Annotated in this window: 16 protein-coding genes; 9 read left to right on the top strand and 7 right to left on the bottom strand. The window is 38.3% G+C overall.

The genetic code is table 11. From position 1 onward, the window contains the following. Nucleotide 1 precedes the first annotated feature (1 nt). Nucleotides 2–871, bottom strand: coding sequence for a lysophospholipid acyltransferase family protein (locus HCN54_RS07505; RefSeq protein WP_167597208.1), 870 nt, complete (start codon nucleotides 869–871; stop codon nucleotides 2–4). Nucleotides 872–1106: 235 nt separating this feature from the next. On the opposite strand from HCN54_RS07505, the gene HCN54_RS07500 reads away from it, so the two are divergent. Together HCN54_RS07500 and HCN54_RS07495 are read left to right on the top strand one after the other, a co-directional pair. Next, nucleotides 1107–1757, top strand: a complete 651-nt coding sequence (locus HCN54_RS07500; protein ID WP_167597207.1) for a rhomboid family intramembrane serine protease — start codon at nucleotides 1107–1109, stop codon at nucleotides 1755–1757. 45 nt (nucleotides 1758–1802) lie between these two features. Next, the gene (locus HCN54_RS07495; RefSeq protein ID WP_167597206.1) at nucleotides 1803–2483 is read left to right on the top strand and encodes an SIMPL domain-containing protein; all 681 of its coding nucleotides are present in this window, start codon (nucleotides 1803–1805) and stop codon (nucleotides 2481–2483) included. Between the two features lie 37 nt (nucleotides 2484–2520). Here HCN54_RS07495 and HCN54_RS07490 read toward each other — a convergent pair whose 3' ends face one another. Next, nucleotides 2521–3639, bottom strand: coding sequence for a GNAT family N-acetyltransferase (locus HCN54_RS07490; RefSeq protein WP_072979148.1), 1119 nt, complete (start codon nucleotides 3637–3639; stop codon nucleotides 2521–2523). A gap of 40 nt (nucleotides 3640–3679) precedes the next feature. Continuing rightward, nucleotides 3680–4570 carry a transporter gene (locus HCN54_RS07485; RefSeq protein ID WP_167597205.1) on the bottom strand — a complete coding sequence of 297 codons (891 nt, stop codon included), beginning with the start codon at nucleotides 4568–4570 and terminating at the stop codon, nucleotides 3680–3682. A 176-nt stretch (nucleotides 4571–4746) separates the two neighbouring features. Between HCN54_RS07485 and HCN54_RS07480 the strand changes: the two genes are divergently transcribed. From HCN54_RS07480 to HCN54_RS07465, 4 genes are read left to right on the top strand one after another with little or no spacing between them, the layout of a single operon-like run. Beyond that, complete coding sequence (locus HCN54_RS07480; protein WP_072980406.1) at nucleotides 4747–5007, top strand: DUF4834 family protein; 261 nt, start codon at nucleotides 4747–4749, stop codon at nucleotides 5005–5007. Between the two features lie 28 nt (nucleotides 5008–5035). Continuing rightward, complete coding sequence (locus HCN54_RS07475; protein ID WP_167597204.1) at nucleotides 5036–7477, top strand: YfhO family protein; 2442 nt, start codon at nucleotides 5036–5038, stop codon at nucleotides 7475–7477. 27 nt (nucleotides 7478–7504) lie between these two features. After that, nucleotides 7505–8788 (top strand): glycosyl transferase family 1, encoded by a 1284-nt coding sequence (locus tag HCN54_RS07470; protein WP_240924960.1) that lies wholly within the window; start codon nucleotides 7505–7507, stop codon nucleotides 8786–8788. Next, complete coding sequence (locus tag HCN54_RS07465; protein ID WP_167597203.1) at nucleotides 8788–10257, top strand: lipopolysaccharide biosynthesis protein; 1470 nt, start codon at nucleotides 8788–8790, stop codon at nucleotides 10255–10257. The genes HCN54_RS07470 and HCN54_RS07465 overlap by 1 nt, the downstream gene beginning before the upstream one ends. A gap of 44 nt (nucleotides 10258–10301) precedes the next feature. On the opposite strand, the gene HCN54_RS07460 is transcribed toward HCN54_RS07465, so the two are convergent. Then, the gene (locus tag HCN54_RS07460; protein WP_167597202.1) at nucleotides 10302–11663 is read right to left on the bottom strand and encodes a hypothetical protein; all 1362 of its coding nucleotides are present in this window, start codon (nucleotides 11661–11663) and stop codon (nucleotides 10302–10304) included. An 87-nt stretch (nucleotides 11664–11750) separates the two neighbouring features. Here HCN54_RS07460 and HCN54_RS07455 point away from each other — a divergent pair, with 87 nt between their 5' ends. Beyond that, entirely contained in the window at nucleotides 11751–12095 is a 345-nt protein-coding gene (locus HCN54_RS07455) for a DUF4870 domain-containing protein (RefSeq protein ID WP_084673007.1), read from the top strand. A 186-nt stretch (nucleotides 12096–12281) separates the two neighbouring features. Here the strand turns inward: HCN54_RS07455 and HCN54_RS07450 are convergent, their stop codons facing one another. From HCN54_RS07450 to HCN54_RS07440, 3 genes are read right to left on the bottom strand one after another with little or no spacing between them, the layout of a single operon-like run. Continuing rightward, nucleotides 12282–13562, bottom strand: a complete 1281-nt coding sequence (locus HCN54_RS07450) for an ammonium transporter (RefSeq protein ID WP_370175079.1) — start codon at nucleotides 13560–13562, stop codon at nucleotides 12282–12284. 33 nt (nucleotides 13563–13595) lie between these two features. Beyond that, nucleotides 13596–13934 (bottom strand): P-II family nitrogen regulator, encoded by a 339-nt coding sequence (locus HCN54_RS07445; protein WP_072979138.1) that lies wholly within the window; start codon nucleotides 13932–13934, stop codon nucleotides 13596–13598. A gap of 19 nt (nucleotides 13935–13953) precedes the next feature. After that, complete coding sequence (locus tag HCN54_RS07440; RefSeq protein ID WP_167597201.1) at nucleotides 13954–15072, bottom strand: porin; 1119 nt, start codon at nucleotides 15070–15072, stop codon at nucleotides 13954–13956. A gap of 472 nt (nucleotides 15073–15544) precedes the next feature. Between HCN54_RS07440 and gltB the strand changes: the two genes are divergently transcribed. Both gltB and HCN54_RS07430 read left to right on the top strand, forming a co-directional pair. After that, on the top strand, nucleotides 15545–20053 hold the full coding sequence (gene gltB / locus HCN54_RS07435; RefSeq protein WP_167597200.1) for a glutamate synthase large subunit: 4509 nt from the start codon (nucleotides 15545–15547) through the stop codon (nucleotides 20051–20053). A gap of 7 nt (nucleotides 20054–20060) precedes the next feature. Further along, the gene (locus HCN54_RS07430; protein ID WP_167597199.1) at nucleotides 20061–21527 is read left to right on the top strand and encodes a glutamate synthase subunit beta; all 1467 of its coding nucleotides are present in this window, start codon (nucleotides 20061–20063) and stop codon (nucleotides 21525–21527) included. Nucleotides 21528–21591 lie beyond the last annotated feature (64 nt).

Here is a 21591-nt window from a genome sequence, read left to right as displayed (position 1 = left end):
CCTAAAGGGCGTGTTTAAACCGCTTATGTGTCCATAAATAATATTCCGGATTTGCTTTGATTTGCGCTTCTAGCAATGCTGCAAATTCATCGGTAATTTGATAATCCGGTAGCGTGGTGGGATCTTCGGTAATAACTTTAAAAGAGGCTTTATAATAGCCTCTTTTTATTTTGTCTACCGCGAGATAGATAACTGGCATATCTTCAGATTTTGCCAGGCGCTCCACTCCGGTGAAAAAGGGCACGTTCTTTCCTAGAAAATCGGTGCAGTGATAGTTTTTTCGGGTTTTGGGTGATTGATCTGCAATAAACGCATACGTAGCCATTTTTCCGGCGCGTTGTTGTTTTCTGATAATGAAAGTAGCTTCTTTATTCGCTAACAGCTTAGAATTCCATTTTTCTCTAATCTCGTGAATTAGCTTATCAAAATACGGGTTTTTAATTCGTTTGTAAATTCCGTAGCCACTGTGATCAAAATAGAATTGCAACGCCGTAAGCCATTCGTAACTGGCATAATGCCCCATCATAATTAAGGAGCTGCGTTGCTCCTTAACTAATTTCTCAACGATACTCAAGTCATCAAATTGAAAGCGCTCTTTGAGTTCATCGGCAGAGATAGAGATCGATTTGATCATTTCTAAAAACATATCACACATATGTCTATAGAACTTCTTTTCGATGCTTTTACGTTCAGCATCTGATTTTTCAGGGAATGCCGTTTTGAGATTGAAACGTACCGTTTTCTTTCGGTAACCTACCGCGTAGTATAAGATGAAAAAAATAACATCAGAAACTTTATAAAATAGCCAGAACGGGAGTTTAGAGATAATCCACAATAGAGGATAAACCAGCCAAAAAAGAAGGCGTTGCATGTGCGTTTTGTTTTTATGGGTAACTGCGCGTAAAAATTCTGAATCTATAAAGTTCTTTTTAGGTTTCTACTAAGCGTCTAGGATCTCTAACCTGTTTTAGAAATTAAAATTTACTTCTTACAAGCGTCTCAACAACATTCCGAGTTATAGTTTATTTCTACCTATAAACGGCATCACATGAAACGGCAGTTAGTGCACAAATATAGGTATATTTGAATCCAAAATTTGAGCTTTTATGGGCGATTTAAGTATAATTACTGCCATTGTAATTGGTGTCAATGTGTTGATCTCAATTAAAGGTTTTAACGATTATTCCTTTTTTAAAAAATATAAGTTTAATACGGGGGCGGTGCGTAGAGGCGAGCAGATACGTGTATTATCTTCAGGTTTTCTGCACGTGAGCACGTCGCATTTATTTTTTAATATGCTTACGCTCTATTTCTTTGCGCCTATAGTTATTTCGTTTTTAGGCAATTGGGGATTTGTGGTTATTTATCTCGGCAGTTTGATCCTGGGAAATTTACTTTCCTATTATTTTCATAAAGATGAATATCATTACACTGCGGTGGGAGCCAGTGGCGCCGTGTCAGGAATTTTGTATGCTGCGATCTTGCTTTACCCAGATATGAGTCTGTATATGTTTTTTATTCCTGTACCTATTCCGGCGTATATTTTTGGGATTGGCTATTTATTGTACTCAATTTATGGGATGCGGGCTAATAATGACAATATTGGTCACGATGCCCATTTTGGTGGCGCAGTTGGTGGTTATGTTATTACTTTGTTAATGGTGCCTGCTTTGTTTCAGGTTAATACCTTGATGGTAGGTTTATTAGCGATTCCTATTGTAATTTTATTTATACTCAACAAGACAGGTCGGCTTTAATGGCACAGGACTTGCTTTTATTGAGGTAAATAAAAAACAACTATTATGAAATCTATTTTAATTCTAGCAATTACCGCAATGACCACTATGGCAAGCGCACAAGCTATTCAACCAACAGTAAACGTAACAGGAGAAGGGGAAGTAGTAGCAGTACCCGATGAAGTTACCATACGTATGGGAGTTCAAACCGAAGGAAAAGACGCAAAAACAGTCAAGGCTGAAAATGACACCAGCGTTGATAAGGTTTTAGATTATTTACTGAAGATGAATATTCCGCAGAATCAAGTGCAGACCGAATATGTAAATCTGAACAAAAACTACGATTACAATACCAAAACCTATAATTATCGCGCGAGTCAGACTATTTCTGTAAAACTGAAAGATCTTTCTAACTACGATAAAATAATGGCAGGACTTTTATCTTCGGGCATCAATACCATCAACGGTGTAGAATTTTCTTCTTCAAAAATGGAAGTTTATGAAGCCGAAGCGCGCAAGAAAGCTATCGCTAACGCTAAAGCTAAAGCACAGGAATATGCGCAAGTATTAGGACAAGGAATTGGCAAAGCGATTACGATCGCAGAATTAGGAACAAGCGTTCCTCAACCACAGCCAATGTACAAAATGGCAATGGCAGAATCGGCAGATAGCACGCAACGTACTTTAGCACCTGGCGAATTAACGATAACTTCAAAAATTCAGGTAAGTTTTATTCTTACCGAATAATAATATAGCACAGCTATAATCTAAAAGAGTTTAGGGCCTATAAATCACGTTTATAGGTCCTTCTTCGTTTATGCAGTTGATGATCGTACTTTTTCCAAAGCTGCTGAATTGCTTTGTTCTCTTCAAGTTCAGGATTGGTCTCCACTTCAGTAATACCGTTAGCAGTAAACAGATCTTGCATTGTTTGAAAAATCGCTGCGGTAACCCCTTTACCTTGATATTCGGGATCGATGCCAATTAAATAAAAGGCAGCCGTATCGTTATTATTTCTTGCGCGTAACAGATGAATAAAGCCAAAAGGCCACAGACTACCGTTAGCTTTTTTTAATGCTTTACTAAATGAAGGCATCGTGATCGCAAAGGCAATGAGTTTACCTTCAGCATTCTCAATACATTTAATGTAATGAGGATTGATGTATTTGATGTACTTATCTTTATAATGATCGATCTGATATTGTTGAATAGGTACAAAAGTACTCAGATCGTTGTAGGTCTTATTGAGCAGCCCAAACATATCATCTACATAAGGCAGAATCTCTTTGCTATTTTTAAAGTGAATCAACTTAAGGTTGTAACGCTCTACAATGATTCGCGCAAATTTTTCAACCTTTTCGGGAGATTTTTCAGGGATTTGGATCTTATATTCAACCCATTCAGAAGCTTTCTCAAAATTCAGTTTTTCAAAATGTTCTTTGTAGTATGGGTAGTTATACCAAGTGATCATCGTATTGAGGTATTCAAAACCTTCGATGAGCATTCCGGCCTTTTCCATATTGCTAAAACCTACCGGACCTTCAATCCAATTTAAGTTATTAGCGCGCCCAATTTCTTCTACTTGAGCAATGAGTGCTTTAGTTACTTCAAGGTCATCAATGGCGTCAAACCACCCAAAACGCATTTTAGGTTTACCTTGTTCATTGATCTCAATATGATTGATGATCGCTGCGATCCTACCAACCGGTTTGTTGTTTTTATAAGCTAAAAAGAAGCGGGCCTCGGCATTTTTAAAAACAGGATTCTTTTCAGGATCCATACTTTCAAGCTCGTCATTGACTAACGGAGGAACCCAGTTACTGTTCTTATCATAAAGTGAAAACGGAAACTTGACAAATTTTGTCAGTTCCTGTTTTGTTTTCATTTCTTTTATTGTAATCATTCTACTCTAATAATATAGCTTGTAAAGGTAACCGTATTTTTTATTTCTGCGGAAGCAATTCATCGTGGCTATGAAAATCCAATCGGTAAGACAATCCTAATCCCAATTGCTGGCGTTTAGGAGTCTCTTTAAAATTGATGAGTGCACTTACATCTACCTGAAGATCTTTAGTGATCAAGTAAGCACCGCCAAAGCGAAATAGGTCATCAGCATAAATGTCGCTCATAATCACCTGAAACTCTGCAAAAGCTGCAATTTTAGAATTGAACGAATGCGTCATTGTGGTGATCCAGGCTTTAGTAGGAAAATCAGTTAAAAATTGATCATAAATAAAGTTATTGACCCAAACCCAACGGCCCCAGTTGTGTTGTGTGATCGCAACGACCTTTGGAGTAAAACCCGCCTGACTGCTAGGTAAAAATGGGTTATCGTCTTCGTACACATAATTTGCGGCTGAGTAAATAGAAACTGCGGGAATTAGTGTACGCCACTTAAATGCACGATTGGCGTGGTAACTGTACAGATTAATTTTTTCTTCGTAATTTTTATAAGGATCGTACAGCAGATATTTTGCTCCTAGCGTAATAATGGGAAAACCACTATGGCTGTATGGTTCTGCAGCACCGGCTGTAGGAACAATATCTTCATATAAATAAGTTCCGCTGAAGTTAAATTCTAACTGCTCACGAATGGCACCGTATCTCAACTGAAATTCCGCCCCGATATTGTCAGTTTCTGTGTAGAGTAAATTATGTGATTCTTTACCCATTGTCGCTCCTAATTCTGCCTGAAAAACGCCGCGGCCCACGGCAAAGGCTCCTTGAGATTGTCCCGGCCTGTTTGAGTTTAGGGTTTCAGTGTATTGAGCTTTAGCTTGTTGAGCAAATGCGCACAACAACAGCGATAAACTAAAAATCAATTTATTCGGCATAGCACTGAATTTCATAAAACTGGAACTAAGAATTTTTTTGACCTGCAATCTGACAAACATAGTGTAAAAATAAGAGATAGCCTAAAGTTAACATACAACCCAACAGGCTAGGTTTTATTCTTTTTTTAAGGTGAAAACGTGTGGTAATGGTTAATTTTGTCGCAAATATTGTGCTGATGAAGTTTATTCAAACATTGCTTATCATCTTATTAATCTTCTTTGGATTGCGAATCCTTTTTAGATTTTTATCTCCTTATATTATGCGTTACTTGGCCAAAAAGGTAGGGGAGCGTTTTCAGAATATGGCCCAAGGTCCCGGCTATAAAGAACCTGCAGCTAAAAAAGAAGGAGAGACGGTTATAGACCGTGTTCCGCATCGCGATCAGACTTCAAATAAAACTGTGGGAGAATATATCGATTATGAAGAAATTGACTAATTTCCACGCTTTAGTATAGCTAACTTATATGACATTTTCCTTTAAAAAGATCGCGCCACACCTTGTTGTGGTTTTGATATTTATAATTACTGCATTACTTTATTTTAGTCCCGTGCTCTCCGGGAAAAAGATGTTTCAGAGTGACATTCAGCAATACCGCGGGATGGCTAAGGAACAAATGGATTTTAGAGCCGCTACCGGCGAAGAACCGTACTGGACGGATGCAGCTTTTGGCGGAATGCCTACGTATCAATTGGGAGCTAAATATCCATTTAACTGGATCAAAAGTTTAGATCTTAGGATCAGGTTTTTGCCACGACCCGCAGACTATTTATTTCTCTATTTTGTAGGTTTTTACGTGCTGCTTCTTGTGCTTAAACTCGATTGGAAATATGCCGGTCTGGGTGCCTTAGCCTTTGGGTTTTCTAGTTATCTCATTATTATCTTAGGAGTTGGCCATAATGCAAAAGCTCACGCGATCGCCTATATGCCGCTGGTTTTAAGTGGAATCCTTCTTACGTTTAGAAAAAAGTATATCTGGGGTTTTATTCTCACTACGGTTGCGATGGCGTTAGAAATTGTCGCCAATCACGTGCAGATGACCTATTACCTGATGTTGTTGGTTCTAGTGCTTGGCGTAGCTTATTTAATAGACGCTTTCCGAAAAAATGAATTACCACATTTCTTTAAAAGTGTGGGGGTTTTAGTTTTGGCTGTTGTCCTTGCTATAGGTACTAATGCGGCAAGTTTGATGGCAACTTCAGAGTATAGCGCTTTTAGTACTCGTGGAAAAAGCGATCTGACCATCAATCCTGATGGAACACCTAAAACTGATGTTGGTGGTTTAGATAAAGAATACATCAATCAATACAGCTACGGGATTTCTGAAACTTTAGACCTGTTTATCGCGGGTCTTTATGGAGGTTCAAATTCTGAGCCTTATGATAAAGACAGTGCTTTTACGCAGTTTTTATTGCAACAAGGAGTTCCGCCTGCTCAGGTTGAATCTATTTTTGGGCAATTCGGGCTATATTATTGGGGAAGTCAACCTGGAGTTTCAGGTCCGGCTTATCTCGGGGCTGTTGTAGTATTTTTATTCGTTTTAGGAATTTTTATGGTAAAAGGACGCCTTAAATGGTGGCTTTTGGGCGGAACGATACTCTCGCTGTTGTTAAGCTTCGGAAGTAACCTTTCTTGGTTTACCGATCTTTGGATTGACTATTTTCCGCTCTATAATAAGTTTAGGGCTGTAACTTCAATACAGGTGATCGCTGAGCTTTGTGTACCTGTTCTGGCGGTGTTTGGCTTGTATAAAATTTTACAAAAAACCGAAGCAAAAGAAGATAAGCTCAAAGCTTTAAAATGGACTACGGGAATTACCGGAGGACTATCTCTGATCATTCTATTATTCAACGGAAGTCTATTTTCTTTTGCCGGCGGCAATGACGCATATTACATTCAGAATTTCGGAATGGATTTTATAAGTGCCGTTAAAGAAGACCGAAAATCACTTCTGGTAAACGACACGCTCAAAACGCTGATTTTAGTACTGATCGCGGCCGGGTTAATTTGGTTTTACATCAAACAAATAGTATCTGAAATCCAAGTGATTTTAGTTATGGCAATTTTGATTGTTTTTGATTTGGTACAAGTAGATCGCCGTTATGTGAATACCGAAAACTTTATGGCGGCACGATTGGTAGAGCAGCCTTTTCAAGCTTCTGAAGCAGATAAGCAGATTTTGCAAGACACTTCGCGGTATCGTGTTTTTGAACAACGCATAGGTTTAAATGGAGCGCGTACAAGTTATTTTCATAATTCAATAGGAGGTTATCACGGTGCAAAACCTGCACGCTTGCAGGAATTGGCAGAGTTTTATTTGTATCAAGGCAACATACAACCGTTGAATTTGCTTAACGTGAAATACATAATATCGCAAGATGAAGAGGGCGCTGAGCAAGTGCAGCAAAACCCGCAGGCAAATGGAAATGTTTGGTTTGTACAAAATGTTAAGGTTGTGCCTGATGCCGATGCAGAAATTTTGGCTCTGGATAGTTTAAATACGTTGCAGACGGCTGTGATTCAAGAGCGCTATGCAAATGAACTAACACGGAATATTTTTCCGCAAGACAGTACAGATAACATCTCTCTTGTGGAACATCAGCCTAACTATTTAAAATACCAATCTAGTGCTCAAGAAGCAAAATTGGCTGTATTTAGTGAGGTGTATTATCCTGACGGTTGGAATGTTTACATAGATGGTGAACCTTCAACCTATTTTAAGGCAGACTATATTTTGCGAGCGATGATGGTTCCTGAAGGTGAGCATACCATCGAGTTTAAATTTGAACCTCAAGTGGTAAAGACCGGAAGTACGATTAGTTTGGCTAGTAATATTCTGCTCCTAGTGATTATTCTTGGTGGCGTCTTTTTTACCTACCGAAAGTTGAATAGCGCTAAAACGGAGTAAGTAACAGTAAGTTTCTAAATTATTTTTGTGAAAAAAGCGTTGATCATATGCTATTATTGGCCTCCTGCCGGAGGACCTGGTGTACAGCGCTGGCTAAAATTTGTTAAGTACTTGCGGGGATTTGGAGTTGAGCCCGTAGTTTATATTCCAGAAAATCCAGATTATCCCATTCTGGATGAAAGTTTAGTCGATGAAATTCCGGAGGATGTAAGCATTCTCAAACATCCTATTTGGGAGCCTTATAAAATGGCTCAATTTTTCTCAAAGAAAAACACAAAACAGATCAGTTCTGGGATAATAAAAGAGGAGAGCAAACAGAGTCTAGTACAAAAACTCATGCTGTTTATTCGTGGTAATCTCTTCATTCCTGATGCGCGTAAATTTTGGGTAAAACCATCGGTTGCGTTTTTAAATTCTTATTTAAAGGATCACCCCGTAGATTGCATAATTACAACAGGTCCGCCGCACAGCTTGCATCTTGTAGGAAGGGATCTTAAGAAACTTCATAATCTACCTTGGATCGCCGACTTTAGAGATCCGTGGACGAGTATTGGTTATCATAAAAAGTTGCGATTAACTAAATTCGCTCAGCGAAAGCATGCTGATCTCGAGTTTCAGATCTTAAATGAAGCCACTCAAATTTTGGTAACAAGTCCCACAACAAAGAGTGATTTTGAGAAAACTACAAATACTCCGGTAACTTGCATTACTAATGGTTTTGACGATGAAAAAGTAATGCAGCCAGAATTAGATCCTGTATTTTCTTTAGCTCATATTGGTTCGCTATTAGAAGATCGAAACCCTAAGATCTTGTGGGAAATTCTTTCAGAATTAAAGACTGAAATACCAACTTTTGGCAAGGATTTAAAAATAGAACTGATTGGCCGAGTAGGTGAAGCGGTGAAACAAACTATTATTGCCGAAGGCTTAGAGGATAATCTAATGATTCCGGGGTATGTCACGCATCAAGAAGCTTTAATAAAACAACGTAGCGCACAAATTTTATTGCTTCTAGAAATTGATTCTATAGAAACGCAAGCGATTATTCCGGGTAAGCTGTTTGAATATTTAGCAGCACGAAGACCTATATTAGCTATTGGTCCTGTAAATTCAGATATAACCTCAATTTTAGAAGAAGCTGATGGTGGAATCTATTTTACATACCATGAGAAACAACGATTAAAAGCATTTATTCTCACAAAATATGAGGAGTATAAAAGTGGTGGTATTTCGCAAACTAACGGTAATTTAGAGCAGTTCACACGTAAATCATTGACTGCTAAACTAGCCGAATTAATCCACACCTTGTAATGGGAATAGTTGCATCGCAATCCTTTAAAAACCTAGTTACAACCTATATAGGTTTTGGTATTGGTGCGCTCAATACGCTGGTGTTATATGTGCAGTTTTTTGATGCTGAATATTATGGTCTTGTGGGATTTTTGCTTAGTGCTTCGACCTTAGCAATGCCATTTGTAGCGCTCGGAGTTCAGAATACTCTCATTAAATTTTACTCTTCTTACAGTGGTAGGAAGCAAGATGATTTTTTGAGTTTTATGCTTATGCTTCCTTTACTTATAATCCTTCCGGCTTCGATTTTGGTAAGTTGTTTTTACGGCGAGCTGGTAGATTTTTTAGCTTCAAAAAATGATATTGTTCGGCCTTATGCTTATTTGATTGCAATCATCGCCTTTTCAATGGCATACTTTGAGATCAGTTATGCTTGGGCTAAAACACAATTACAAAGTGTTTTTGGAAATGTGATGAATGAAGTATTTCATCGCTTTTGCATTATGCTCTTACTTGTAGGTTTTGCGTTTAAATGGTTTAGTACAGAAGGATTCTTGTATGGTGTTGCAGTTATTTATGCGCTGCGAATGCTTGTGATGATGCTTTACGCATTTAGATTGCGCGCGCCTCGTTTTAGAATTGCAATTCCCGCAGAATGGTTGTCTATTTTAAAATATAGCATCCTAATCATCATTGCCGGTTCTGTAGCGGTTATGATTTTAGAGATTGATATGTTTATGCTAGGAAAATTGATTCCTATTCAAAACGTAGCCTATTATTCCGTAGGAATTTACATTGCCGCTGTTATTGCAGTGCCCGCAAGAGCTATGCATCAAATTATGTACCCGCTTACCGCGACTTATATTAATGCACAGCGCTATCTTGAACTTAGGGATTTGTATAAAAAAAGCTCCATTACGCTTTATGCCGTTTCCGGACTCATTTTTCTGCTCATTATTTGTAACATAAACACCTTGTACTTGATGCTTGATCCGGCGTATAGTAAAGGCATATATGTGGTGTTGCTTATTGCGCTGGCTAAATTGATAGATAACGTAATGGGTAACAATAATGCTATTTTATACAATAGCGATTATTACCGATTGGTTTTAGTATTAGGAATTGTTTTAGTTGTGATAGCTGTAGTACTCAATCTGATTTTTATACCCATTTTGGGAATTAGCGGAGCAGCAATAGCAACCTTTGTGGCTTCGGTGGTTTATGCACTTTCTAAGATTTATGTGGTACAGAAGAAATTTAAAATGCATCCTTTTACTACTGAATCATTGTATTTAACAATAGTACTTATCTTATTGGGAGTAGGATTTTACTTTTGGGATTTTAAGTGGAATCCGGTATTGGCAATAGGAGGGAAGTCGGTTATATTAGGTCTGATTTATTTAGTACTAATTTATCGACTTAAAATTTCTACTGAGATAAATCACTGGATTAACACCTATCTATTAACGAGAAAATCCCGATCTGAATAAATCAGATACGGGACCTTCCAACTAACCAACCAAAAAATCTTTATTTAGTTTCCGCGACCTCTAGAACTACTTCTAGATGTTCTCACAGAACTTGTTTTTCTAGTATTTGATGCTCTTGCCGCATTACTGCTTCTTGAGCTTTGTGAACGCTGAACGCTGCGCTGAGGAGCGGTTGAACGCTTTGCTACTGTGCGCTGTGTTTGAACGTTTCTTGAAACACGTTGCGTATTGCTGGGGCGTTGTGCTACGCTTCGCTGATTACTTGTGTTTCTAGACTTTGCAATATTACGATTATTTGTACTTCTTTGAGCAATAGTTCGCTGTTGATTTGATCTTTGAACAGCATTATTACGTGTAGCAGTACTAGTTCTTTGCGTTCTTATCGTATTTCTATCAGCATTACTGCTTCGAGATATGGTATTTGCATTACGAGTGACACGAGCATTTGTATTAGTCGTAGCTCTTCTGGCATCAGAATTTCGGCTTGACCTGTTATTGATAATAGCATTATTTGAGCTTCGCGATTGTCTTGTGTTTGCAACGTTTCTAGAGGTTCTGCTATTTGCAGTAGCTCTAGACGTGCTTGATCTTGAAGCATAAGATCTACTATCAGTATTTACTCGTGCGCGGGCTTTGCTATAACTGCCGCGTCTTGCATTATTATGAGCAATACGTCCTTGAGGTCGTTTGAAATCATGATAAGCGTTTCTATAGCCATTGCGGTATCCTTGCATATAGTGACTTCTGTGGTATGCATAATCATATCTTACAGGACGATAAAATCTTCTATACGGTGTTGTGTATACTAAACATCTGTCAAAAAATGGTCTGTAAAAGAAGTTGTGATACGGATGATATACATATCTTCGATTGTATACATTGATATAACCCGTTACGTGTGAAAATCGACTACCACGATAAAAAACGTTTAAGCCACCTACGTTTACGATTCTGTTATTTTGGTAATTTATAAATACGTCACCTGCTTGAATAATTCTACCCCAGTTATCATAGTAAATTGGCACATTTTCAATCTGAATTACAGCTCCATAATCATCATATTGCACATAAGGATCATAGTTGTATCCTGAATTGTAACTAATATTTACAGGACCGGCATTTACATTAACATTTACACCTTGAGCGATTTGAGGTAAAACAAAGTCAAATTCCCCATCAGGATATATAGAAAATTCTACACCGCCTTCTACAAATATGTAGCGACTGCCATCATAATATCTATTAATTGAGGTATCATCCAAGGTCGCTGCGGTTGCAGAAGACACTCCTGCAAGCAGACCAATAAAAAGGTAAATTAAGTTTTTCATAATTTCTAGATTTAGATTGTTTGTACTCTGAACTATTTCTTGGATGGTACGCTTATTTAAATACAAGTAGCGTGCCATATTTTGAGAGAGTAGTTAAAACACACGACTGTAACATTTATCAAAACAGGAGTACTAATAGGTAAACAATCAAAAAATCAACATATTATGATGCTTAGAGAAGATAAGAATTTACTGGTAGTTGCACATCTTAGTCAATTGCTAGATTTTGTAACCGGAATAGGAGGCTTTATTGTGCCGCTAGTGCTGTGGTTAACGCAGCGCGAAAAAGTGCTTAATATGGACGAGCACGGGAAACAAATTCTCAATTTTCAGATTAGTACCTTTATATATAGTATAATCTGTATTCCTTTAATCTTATTATTTGGCTTGGGAATTCTGGGGTTTATAGCTTTAGGCTTGCTAGTTCTAATTTTTCCGATAATTAACGCGATCAAAGCTGCAAATGGTGAAGCTACATATTACCCAATATCTATACAGTTTTTAAAATAGAATAGTATTTCGGCACTAATCAAAAGGAGAAGTCTTAAAAGCTCTTTTCGAGATTGAAAATTTGCTAGAGACGAAGATCTCCTAAGTTGCTTCGAAATACCCTAATAGTCTAAAAAAATAAACCCTCAGCATTCGCTGAGGGTTTATAAATTATAGCGTTTTGAGTTTTAACTCATAAGTCTAAAATTATTCGTCAACTTCAAAGTTGTAAGCTGTTGTTCCGTGCTCGTGCGCATCAAGACCTTCAAGCTCTTCTTTTTCAGAAACGCGGATTCCAATTGTTTTCTTAACGATAAACAATACGATAAAGGTAGCAACAATTGCCCAAGCGATCATAGAGATCGAACCTAAGAACTGAACACCTAGCTGGCCAAATCCACCACCGTAAAGCACACCGCCTTCGGTTGCAAAAACACCAACTAAAACAGTTCCTAAGAAACCGCATACTCCGTGTACAGAAATTGCACCTACTGGATCATCAATCTTAAGTTTTTTGTCGATGAATTCAATAGATAATACCACAACGATACCACTGATAAGTCCAATTGCTACAGAACCAAAAGCGTCTACATTACCACAGCCTGCAGTAATACCTACTAATCCTGCTAAGGCACCATTCAAAGTCATAGAAATATCTGGTTTACCATATTTAATCCAAGTAAAGAATAGCGCTGCGATACCACCTAATGCTGCTGCAAGGTTAGTGTTTATGATCACGCTACCTACGGCAATAGAATCGTCTCCACCAAAGGCTAATTGAGATCCACCGTTAAAGCCAAACCATCCTAACCAAAGGATAAATACCCCTAATGCACCTAAAACAAGGTTATGTCCAGGGATTGCGTTAACTTTTCCGTCAGGCCCATACTTACCAATTCGAGGTCCTACAAGTTTAGCTGCAACTAAAGCGGCAAAACCACCTACAGCGTGAACAATTGTAGATCCAGCAAAATCAATAAATCCAAGATTGTTTAACCAAGCTTGATCATCAAAAGGCCATAACCAGCTTCCTGATACCGGATAGATAAATGTGGTTAAAACCGCAGAAATGATAAGGTAAGAAGAGAACTTAAAACGTCCTGCAACTGCACCGGAAACAATAGTTGCTGCGGTAGCACAAAATACAGTTTGGAAAAAGAGGTTGTGCCAGTCATCTTCGCTAAAGAAAGCTAAGTCTGAAGGGTCTCTCATAAAACCACCTAAAATGGTTTCGCCACCATACATAATAGAGTAACCCACTACCCAGAACATTAAAGATCCTACTGCTAGATCCATAAAGTTCTTCATAATAATGTTACCTGCGTTTTTAGCACTTGTAAATCCGGTTTCTACTAAAGTAAAGCCCGCTTGCATAAAGAATACTAAAATGGCAGCGATGATGATCCAGAGAATACCTAGATCTGCATTAACTGCGTCAACAGCAGCTTGTACTGCATCAGCCGGTTCTTGTAATAACATATTAGCCATAAAATTCATTTGATTTATTTAGTTTGATTAGTTTTAGTTTAAAGTATCCGGTCCTTTCTTTCCTGTTCTAATGCGGTATGCATCTTTAACATCAGAAACAAATATTTTACCATCACCTACTTCACCGGTTGCAGCAGCATCTAAAATGGCAGCAATAGCGGCTTGTTCAAAATCATCATTTACAACTATAGAAAGGTATCTACGTTGAATATCACTTGTGCTATAAGAAACACCGCGATAAACATGACCTTCTTTCTCGTTCCCAAGACCGGTTACGTCCCAGTAAGAAAAGAAGTTCACTCCTTTTTCGTGTAGCGCTTTTTTAACAGCTGAAAATTTAGATTTTCTAATAATTGCTTCAATTTTTTTCATTGTAAAAATTTAGTTTAGGTTAAAATGAATATACGGCTGCAAGTAAGAAAGAACCTAAGCTACCTGTATAAGTAGGTGTCCCGTCATACGAGTCAAGAAATACATCTTCACTTGCAGAATCTAATCTAAATTCGGGAATAAAAGTTAAAGGACCAACTTTTGCATTACCAGATAGGGTTACCGCAAATACATTTGCATCTCCTGCAGTATCGTAGCCTCCTATTGCACCTGCACCGCCAGCAAACTCACTAAAATATTCAGGACGTAATCCTAAAGAGAAAGAATCGCTTAAAGCAGCTTGAGCATAAAGAGCTACACCGTAAAATCCGTAATCATCACCGCCCATATCACCAGCGTCTGTAGTGTTATAAGTAGCGTTTAAGCCTAAATAGAAAGAGTCACTTAGGTCGTAACCAGTGGTAAGGTCAACCTGAAAAGTAGAGCCAGCTCCTTCTCCCATTCCTTGGTCCGTGTAATCTCCATCCTGATCTCCATAAATTAAGTTTAAGAAAGTACTACCACTGTCTGTTGAGTATCCTAACTGACCTCCAAAAGTGTAGCTTCCTGCAGGATTAAAATCTGTCCAATCAGTTGGGTTCATTACTGCAAGCATTGCGCTCCAGTTATCATCAAGGGCAAAGTCTGCTTTTAAACCAGAGTGAGAGAATGGTCCATAAGAGAACATGTAAGAAGTAGAATAGTTGAAGTTCGCTGCAGGCGAAATAACTTCATATCCTAAAAATGTGTTCCAGTTACCAAAGGTTAAAGTAACACTTTCGCTCACGTTCCAATACACATACAATTGGTTCACGATGCTTGAACTTTCAGTAGTAGAGCCAAAAACAGCATCTGTACCACGTGGGCCATAAACAAGATCTGCTACAGCTCCTACACTTCCTTTTTCATAGCTTAAAACTGCGTTTGCCATACCTAAAGCAAATCCTGGCTGATTAGCAAATGAAGAACCCGGTGCAGGATAGCCTTCATCTGTAACCTTATTAAGCGTAGTGATATTCTGTCTAAAATACGCATCGATAGATCCTGAAAGTGAGAATCCGTCAGTCCAAGAGGTTTCTTCTTCTTGAGCAAAGGCTGAAAGACCTAAGCATAGCATTACAGGTAAAATTAATTTTTTCATTTTTAAATTGATTAATTGGTGAGCTGCTAAACTAGGTATTATTTAAAACCACCCCCAAAAAAATAGGGGGTAAGTGAAAATTTTTATTGTTTTTGTAAATATACCCCCTAAATTTTTAGGGTATGCTATCCGAAAGCGATTTCGGAAGTTTTAAATTGTGAATTTAATTATGGAGAATGTGCTGTTTTTGTTAATTTATGGTAATTTTTAGGGTAAAAAAGTATCAAAAACGCCAATTGTTAACATTCGCTTAAGATTTATAGCATTTTTAGAATTTGCCGAAATAGCCGTTTTTGAGCAAAAATGCATTTCATTTTCTATAAAAAGACCTCTGTTTTATTAATTACTTTTTATTTAAAAGACCTTTTTTTGACAATTACGAAATAATAAAAATCTTATTCTTTAAAATTATTGGCATTTCAGTTTATTGAATAGCTTTATCATTCTGTCTTTAATATTGAGCAAAAATTTTATGGAAAAACAAGGATTATATTCACCAGAATGGGAGCATGAAAATTGCGGTGCTGGGTTCATTTGTAGTCTTGAAGGAAAACAGTCTAATGGAATTATTCATAAGGCGCTAGAAATTCTTGAAAAACTAGAACACAGAGGAGCGGTTAGTAGTGACGGAAAAACGGGAGACGGTGCAGGTATACTTATAGATATACCTTATGATTTCTTTAAAGAGAATTGTGACTTTGATCTTCCCGAAGCGCGAGCGTATGCAATGGGTAATGTGTTTCTTCCTCAAAAGGAAAATCAACGAGCATATTGTAAGAAGATTTTTGAAGAGCAAATCGAGGCTAAAGGACTTAAGCTTTTAGGCTGGAGACGCGTACCGGTAGATACCGGTTATCTTGGTGCGATCGCGGCAAGCGTAGAACCTCACATAGAGCAAATTTTTATTGGTAAGCCCAATGATGAAATGCAGGAGCAAGAGTTTATGATCAAACTTTATTCTGCAAGAAAAATTACAGAGCATACTATATTAAATAGTAAACTTTCAGAACGCACTTACTTTTACCTGCCTAGTCTATCTAATAAGACCTTAATATTTAAAGGGCTTTTGATGCCTGAAGATATTAAGTACTATTACGTTGATCTTTTAGATCCTAAGTTGACTACAAGACTTGCGTTAGTACATCAGCGATTCTCAACAAATACATTTCCAACTTGGGATTTGGCACAGCCGTTTAGATATATGTGTCATAACGGAGAGATCAATACCCTGCGCGGTAATGTTTCGCGTATGCGTAGTAGAGAAGAGCTTCTTAAAAGTGACTGGTTTGGAGAAGAGATTAAAGAGTTGTTCCCAATTATTCTTCCGGGGAAATCAGATTCAGCTTCGATGGATATGGTTGTTGAACTTCTCTTAATGTCAGGAAGATCATTACCGGAAATTATGATGATGTTAGTACCAGAAGCTTGGGAAAAGCATCAAGATATGACACCTGAGAAAAAAGCGTTCTATGAGTTTAATAGCTGTATCATGGAACCGTGGGATGGTCCTGCTTCTATTCCTTTTACAGATGGGGATTATATTGGAGCTGTATTGGACCGTAACGGATTAAGACCATCGCGTTATACCGTTACCAAAACCGGTGATGTAATCATGTCTTCTGAAACCGGGGTTTTAAATATTGAGCCTAAAAACGTTGCATTCCACGGTAGATTAGAGCCGGGGAAAATGTTTTTAGTTGATATGAAAGCCGGTCGCATTGTTAATGATGAAGAAGTTAAAGAAAGCATCGTTACGCAAAAACCATATCAAGAATGGTTATCTAAAAATCGTGTACATCTTAAAGACATACCTTACCGTGATGTTGACTTTAAATTAGAAGATACTGATTTTGGTCTGCGTAAAAATGCTTTTGGTTATACTAAAGAAGATATCAATACGATAATTGTACCTATGGCTACCAAAGGTAAAGAGCCTATAGGATCTATGGGTTCAGATACCCCGCTAGCGGTATTATCAGATCGTCCACAACTTATATATAACTATTTTAAGCAATTATTTGCACAAGTAACTAACCCGCCTCTCGATGGTATTCGAGAAGAACTTATTACTGATTTAAGTCTTACACTAGGTCCTGATACCAACCTTATGGAAATCACGCCTGATTATTGTAAGAAAATCAGAATCCAGAATCCGGTTATATCTAAAGAGGATCTTGATAAAATTAAAAACTTTGACAATCCAGACTTTAAAGTCACTTCTATCCCGATGCTTTATGAAGCTAAACGTGGATTGAATGGTCTTGAAGATGCTTTAGATGAAATGGTTGCTAAAGCTTCAAAAGGAATTGATGATGGGCATACCATTTTGATTCTTTCAGATAGAGGGGTTAATGATGAGATGGCACCAATTCCTGCACTTTTAGCGTGCTCGTACTTGAACAGTGGATTATTCAGAAGCGGTCAGCGCTCTAAGATGAGTATCATCGTTGAGTCGGCAGAACCACGAGAAGTGCATCACTTTGCGTTATTATTCGGTTACGGAGCCAGTGCGATCAACCCATATATGGTTAATGAGATCATTCAGAAGGAAATCGAAGCAGGTAATCTAGGAGATATTGACTTTACTTCAGCAGTAGAAAATTACAACAAAGCGATAGGTAAAGGAGTGATTAAAGTAATGAATAAAATAGGAATCTCTACGCTTAACTCGTATCGAGGTTCTCGTTTATTTGAAGCTTTAGGCTTAAACTCTAAGTTGATTTCAAAATATTTCCCAAATACACCAAGTAGAATTGAAGGTATAGGGCTTTATGAAGTTGAGCAAGAGATTGCTAAACGCCATACCCGTAGTTTTGGAAGTAAACATATTTCAGGTAATCTGGAGATCGAAGCAGGTGGAGAGTATCGCTGGAGACGTAATGGCGAGCGCCATATGTTCAATCCGTTGACCATTGCAAAACTTCAGGAAGCTGTAAGACGCAATAATCCTTCAACTTATAAAGAATATTCTAAGCTTATTAATGAGCAGTCAAAAAAGTTAATGACTATTCGTGGTCTTTTTGAATTTTCAAATTATGACCCTATTCCTATTGAAGAAGTAGAACCGTGGACCGAAATTGTAAAGCGTTTTAAAACGGGAGCAATGTCGTACGGTTCGATCAGTAAGGAGGCGCACGAAAATCTCGCTGTTGCAATGAACCGTATTGGCGGTAAAAGTAATAGTGGAGAAGGGGGAGAAGACGCTGAGCGTTTTTATAAAAGCCCTAATGGTGATTGGAGAAACTCTGCCATTAAACAGGTAGCTTCAGGACGTTTTGGTGTTACGAGTAACTACCTTACCAGCGCAAAAGAAATTCAGATAAAAATGGCTCAGGGTGCAAAACCCGGAGAAGGTGGTCAATTGCCAGGAGAGAAAGTAAATAAATTCATTGCGAAAACCCGTAAGAGTACTCCTTACGTAGGTTTGATTTCTCCACCACCGCATCACGATATCTATTCGATTGAAGATTTAGCGCAGTTGATCTATGACCTGAAATCTGCAAACCGGGAAGCACGTGTAAACGTCAAACTTGTTTCAGAAGTAGGTGTAGGTACCGTAGCTGCAGGTGTTGCTAAAGCAATGGCTGATGTCATTCTAGTTTCAGGCTATGATGGAGGAACCGGTGCATCACCGCTTACTTCCTTACGTCACGCCGGTTTACCGTGGGAATTAGGAATTGCCGAAGCGCAGCAAACTCTTGTGCTTAATAACCTGCGTAGTCGTATCCGTTTAGAATGTGACGGTCAGCTTAAAACAGGACGCGATGTTGCTGTCGCTTGTCTATTAGGTGCTGAAGAATTTGGATTTGCAACGGCACCATTAGTGGCTTCAGGTTGTATTATGATGCGTGTATGTCATCTTAATACCTGCCCTGTAGGGATTGCAACGCAGAATCCTGAATTACGTAAGAAGTTCAAAGGACAACCAGAACACGTGGTTAACTTTATGTACTTTATTGCTGAAGAGTTGAGAGAAATTATGGCTCAACTAGGATTCAGAACTGTTGATGAAATGGTAGGTCAAGCACATAAGTTAGACCGAAACAAAGCAATTGAACATTATAAAGCTGCAGGTATAGATCTTTCACCAATTCTACATAACATTCAAGTTCCTGAAGGAGTGAAGATTTACAATACCGAATCACAAAATCATCATTTAGAGAAATCTATTGATTTTGAAATTATAGAATTAGCGCATACTGCATTATTCCGTAAGGAAAAAACAACGCTAGATCTTGAAATTAATAACTTAAACCGTGCTGTTGGTGCGATTTTAAGTAATGAAATTTCTAAGATCTATGGTGAGCAAGGCTTACCTGATAATACTTTAAAGGTGAACTTTAAAGGTTCGGCTGGTCAGAGTTTTGGTGCTTTCGCTACAAAAGGCCTTACTCTTAAAATAGATGGTAACGCTAATGATTATGTAGGTAAAGGACTTTCTGGAGCTCGATTAATTATTAAAGTTCCTGAGGAGGCTACTTTTGAAGCTAATGAGAATATCATCATAGGTAACGTAGCTCTTTATGGTGCAACTAGCGGAGAAGCGTATTTTAACGGTGTGGCCGGAGAGCGTTTCTGTGTGCGTAATAGTGGCGCTACCGCAGTTGTAGAAGGTATAGGAGATCACGGTTGTGAGTATATGACCGGTGGTGTTGCTGTAATCCTTGGTAAAACAGGACGTAATTTTGGTGCCGGTATGAGTGGCGGTATCGCTTACGTTTTAGACGAGGATCAAAAGTTCAAATCTAAGTGTAATGCTGCAGATCTTAACTTAGATCCAATTACCGAAGAAAATGATAAACAACAATTAAAAGAATTGATTACCAATCATTACAATTATACGCAAAGTGCGTTGGCACAGCGTATTCTTGAGAACTGGGATGCATACTTGCCTAAGTTCATTAAAGTATTACCAGAAGAATACCGTCAGGCATTGATACGATTGGAAGAAGAAGAAAAATTAACAGATTTAACGGAATAATAGAATCATGGGAAAAGTAACCGGATTTTTAGAATATGATAGAAAAAATGAACCGTACAAACCTGTTGAGGAACGGATTCAGAAATATGAGGAGTTTACCATTCCGCTTGATAAGCCAGAGATAAAAAACCAGGGAGCACGTTGTATGGATTGTGGGATTCCCTTTTGCCATAGTGGATGCCCGCTTGGTAATTTGATTCCAGATTTTAACGATGCTGTTTATCGCGAGCGCTGGGAAGAGGCCGCGTCCATCTTACACGGTACTAATAATTTTCCTGAATTTACAGGAAGATTATGTCCTGCGCCTTGCGAAGAAGCTTGTGTACTAGGGATCAACGAAGACCCTGTTACGATTGAAAATATCGAAAAAAATATAGCTGAAGAAGCTTTTAAAAATGGTTGGGTTAAGCCAAATGCACCTGAAAAACGTACAGGAAAAACGGTTGCAGTTATTGGTTCTGGTCCTGCAGGGTTAGCTACTGCACAGCAGTTAAACCGTGCCGGACATTCAGTAACGGTGTTTGAGCGAGACGAAAAACCAGGCGGGCTTTTACGCTATGGAATTCCTGATTTTAAAATGGAAAAGCACGTCATCGATCGTAGATTGGCCATTTTAGAAGAAGAAGGAATTATTTTTAAATGCGGAGTGCACGTAGGAAAGGATATCAAAGCTGATGCTTTGAAAAATGATTTTGATGCTGTAGTGCTTTCTACCGGTGCAACGGTGAGACGTAATTTACCCATTCCGGGATCTGATCTAAAAGGAATTTATCAAGCGATGGATTTCTTGCCTCAAAACAACCGTCGCGTAGATGGTTTAGAATGGAAAGGCGAAGAGATCAAAGCTACCGGTAAAGACGTGATCGTAATAGGTGGTGGTGATACAGGAAGTGACTGTATTGGTACCTCAATTCGTCACGGAGCAACCAGCGTGAAGAACTTTGAGATTATGAGTAAGGGAACTCCTGAACGTCCTGAGAATCAGCCTTGGCCCTATTGGCCAATGCGTCTGCGCACAAGTACTTCTCATAAAGAAGGAGCAGAGCGTTTCTTTTCAATTTCTACTAAAAAATTTGTAGGTGATGAAAATGGAAACCTAACAGGTCTTGTAACTGCTGAAGTAGTATGGACGCACAAACCGGGAGAACGACCTACGCTTTCAGAAGTTCCGGGAACCGAAAAAGAATGGAAAGCAGATATGGTATTTCTTGCTTTAGGATTTACAGGTAGTGAACCTACAGTTGCCGAGCAATTGGGCATTAAAATGGATGCGCGAACAAATATCGAAGCTTCAATAGATAATTATATGACTAATGTGCCCGGAGTGTTTGCGGCGGGAGACTCTAGACGAGGACAATCGCTTATTGTTTGGGCCATCTCAGAAGGAAGACAAGCAGCCCATCACGTAGATACATATCTTATGGGAAGTTCTGATTTACCGTTAAAAGGAGATGGTGATTTACCAAGAGTATAATTATTTTTAAACTTAATTTACTGTAAGCCTGAAAGTTATTAATCTTCAGGCTTTTTTTATATAC

Origin of the sequence: Leeuwenhoekiella sp. ZYFB001 (assembly GCF_011784865.1) — a bacterium.
GTDB lineage: Bacteria > Bacteroidota > Bacteroidia > Flavobacteriales > Flavobacteriaceae > Leeuwenhoekiella > Leeuwenhoekiella palythoae.
The sequence above is the reverse complement of the archived record's forward strand: the minus strand, read 5'-3'. Positions and strand labels throughout refer to the sequence as shown.

Excerpts from the sequence above, each read along its gene's own strand:
- gltB (WP_167597200.1), top strand. The coding sequence starts at position 15,545 with ATGGAAAAACAAGGATTATATTCACCAGAATGGGAGCATGAAAATTGC.
- HCN54_RS07480 (WP_072980406.1), top strand. The coding sequence starts at position 4,747 with ATGAAGTTTATTCAAACATTGCTTATCATCTTATTAATCTTCTTTGGA.
- HCN54_RS07490 (WP_072979148.1), bottom strand. The coding sequence starts at position 3,639 with ATGATTACAATAAAAGAAATGAAAACAAAACAGGAACTGACAAAATTT.
- HCN54_RS07450 (WP_370175079.1), bottom strand. The coding sequence starts at position 13,562 with ATGGCTAATATGTTATTACAAGAACCGGCTGATGCAGTACAAGCTGCT.
- HCN54_RS07445 (WP_072979138.1), bottom strand. The coding sequence starts at position 13,934 with ATGAAAAAAATTGAAGCAATTATTAGAAAATCTAAATTTTCAGCTGTT.
- HCN54_RS07495 (WP_167597206.1), top strand. The coding sequence starts at position 1,803 with ATGAAATCTATTTTAATTCTAGCAATTACCGCAATGACCACTATGGCA.
- HCN54_RS07455 (WP_084673007.1), top strand. The coding sequence starts at position 11,751 with ATGATGCTTAGAGAAGATAAGAATTTACTGGTAGTTGCACATCTTAGT.
- HCN54_RS07500 (WP_167597207.1), top strand. The coding sequence starts at position 1,107 with ATGGGCGATTTAAGTATAATTACTGCCATTGTAATTGGTGTCAATGTG.
- HCN54_RS07465 (WP_167597203.1), top strand. The coding sequence starts at position 8,788 with ATGGGAATAGTTGCATCGCAATCCTTTAAAAACCTAGTTACAACCTAT.
- HCN54_RS07460 (WP_167597202.1), bottom strand. The coding sequence starts at position 11,663 with ATGGCACGCTACTTGTATTTAAATAAGCGTACCATCCAAGAAATAGTT.
- HCN54_RS07485 (WP_167597205.1), bottom strand. The coding sequence starts at position 4,570 with ATGCCGAATAAATTGATTTTTAGTTTATCGCTGTTGTTGTGCGCATTT.
- HCN54_RS07505 (WP_167597208.1), bottom strand. The coding sequence starts at position 871 with ATGCAACGCCTTCTTTTTTGGCTGGTTTATCCTCTATTGTGGATTATC.
- HCN54_RS07475 (WP_167597204.1), top strand. The coding sequence starts at position 5,036 with ATGACATTTTCCTTTAAAAAGATCGCGCCACACCTTGTTGTGGTTTTG.
- HCN54_RS07430 (WP_167597199.1), top strand. The coding sequence starts at position 20,061 with ATGGGAAAAGTAACCGGATTTTTAGAATATGATAGAAAAAATGAACCG.
- HCN54_RS07440 (WP_167597201.1), bottom strand. The coding sequence starts at position 15,072 with ATGAAAAAATTAATTTTACCTGTAATGCTATGCTTAGGTCTTTCAGCC.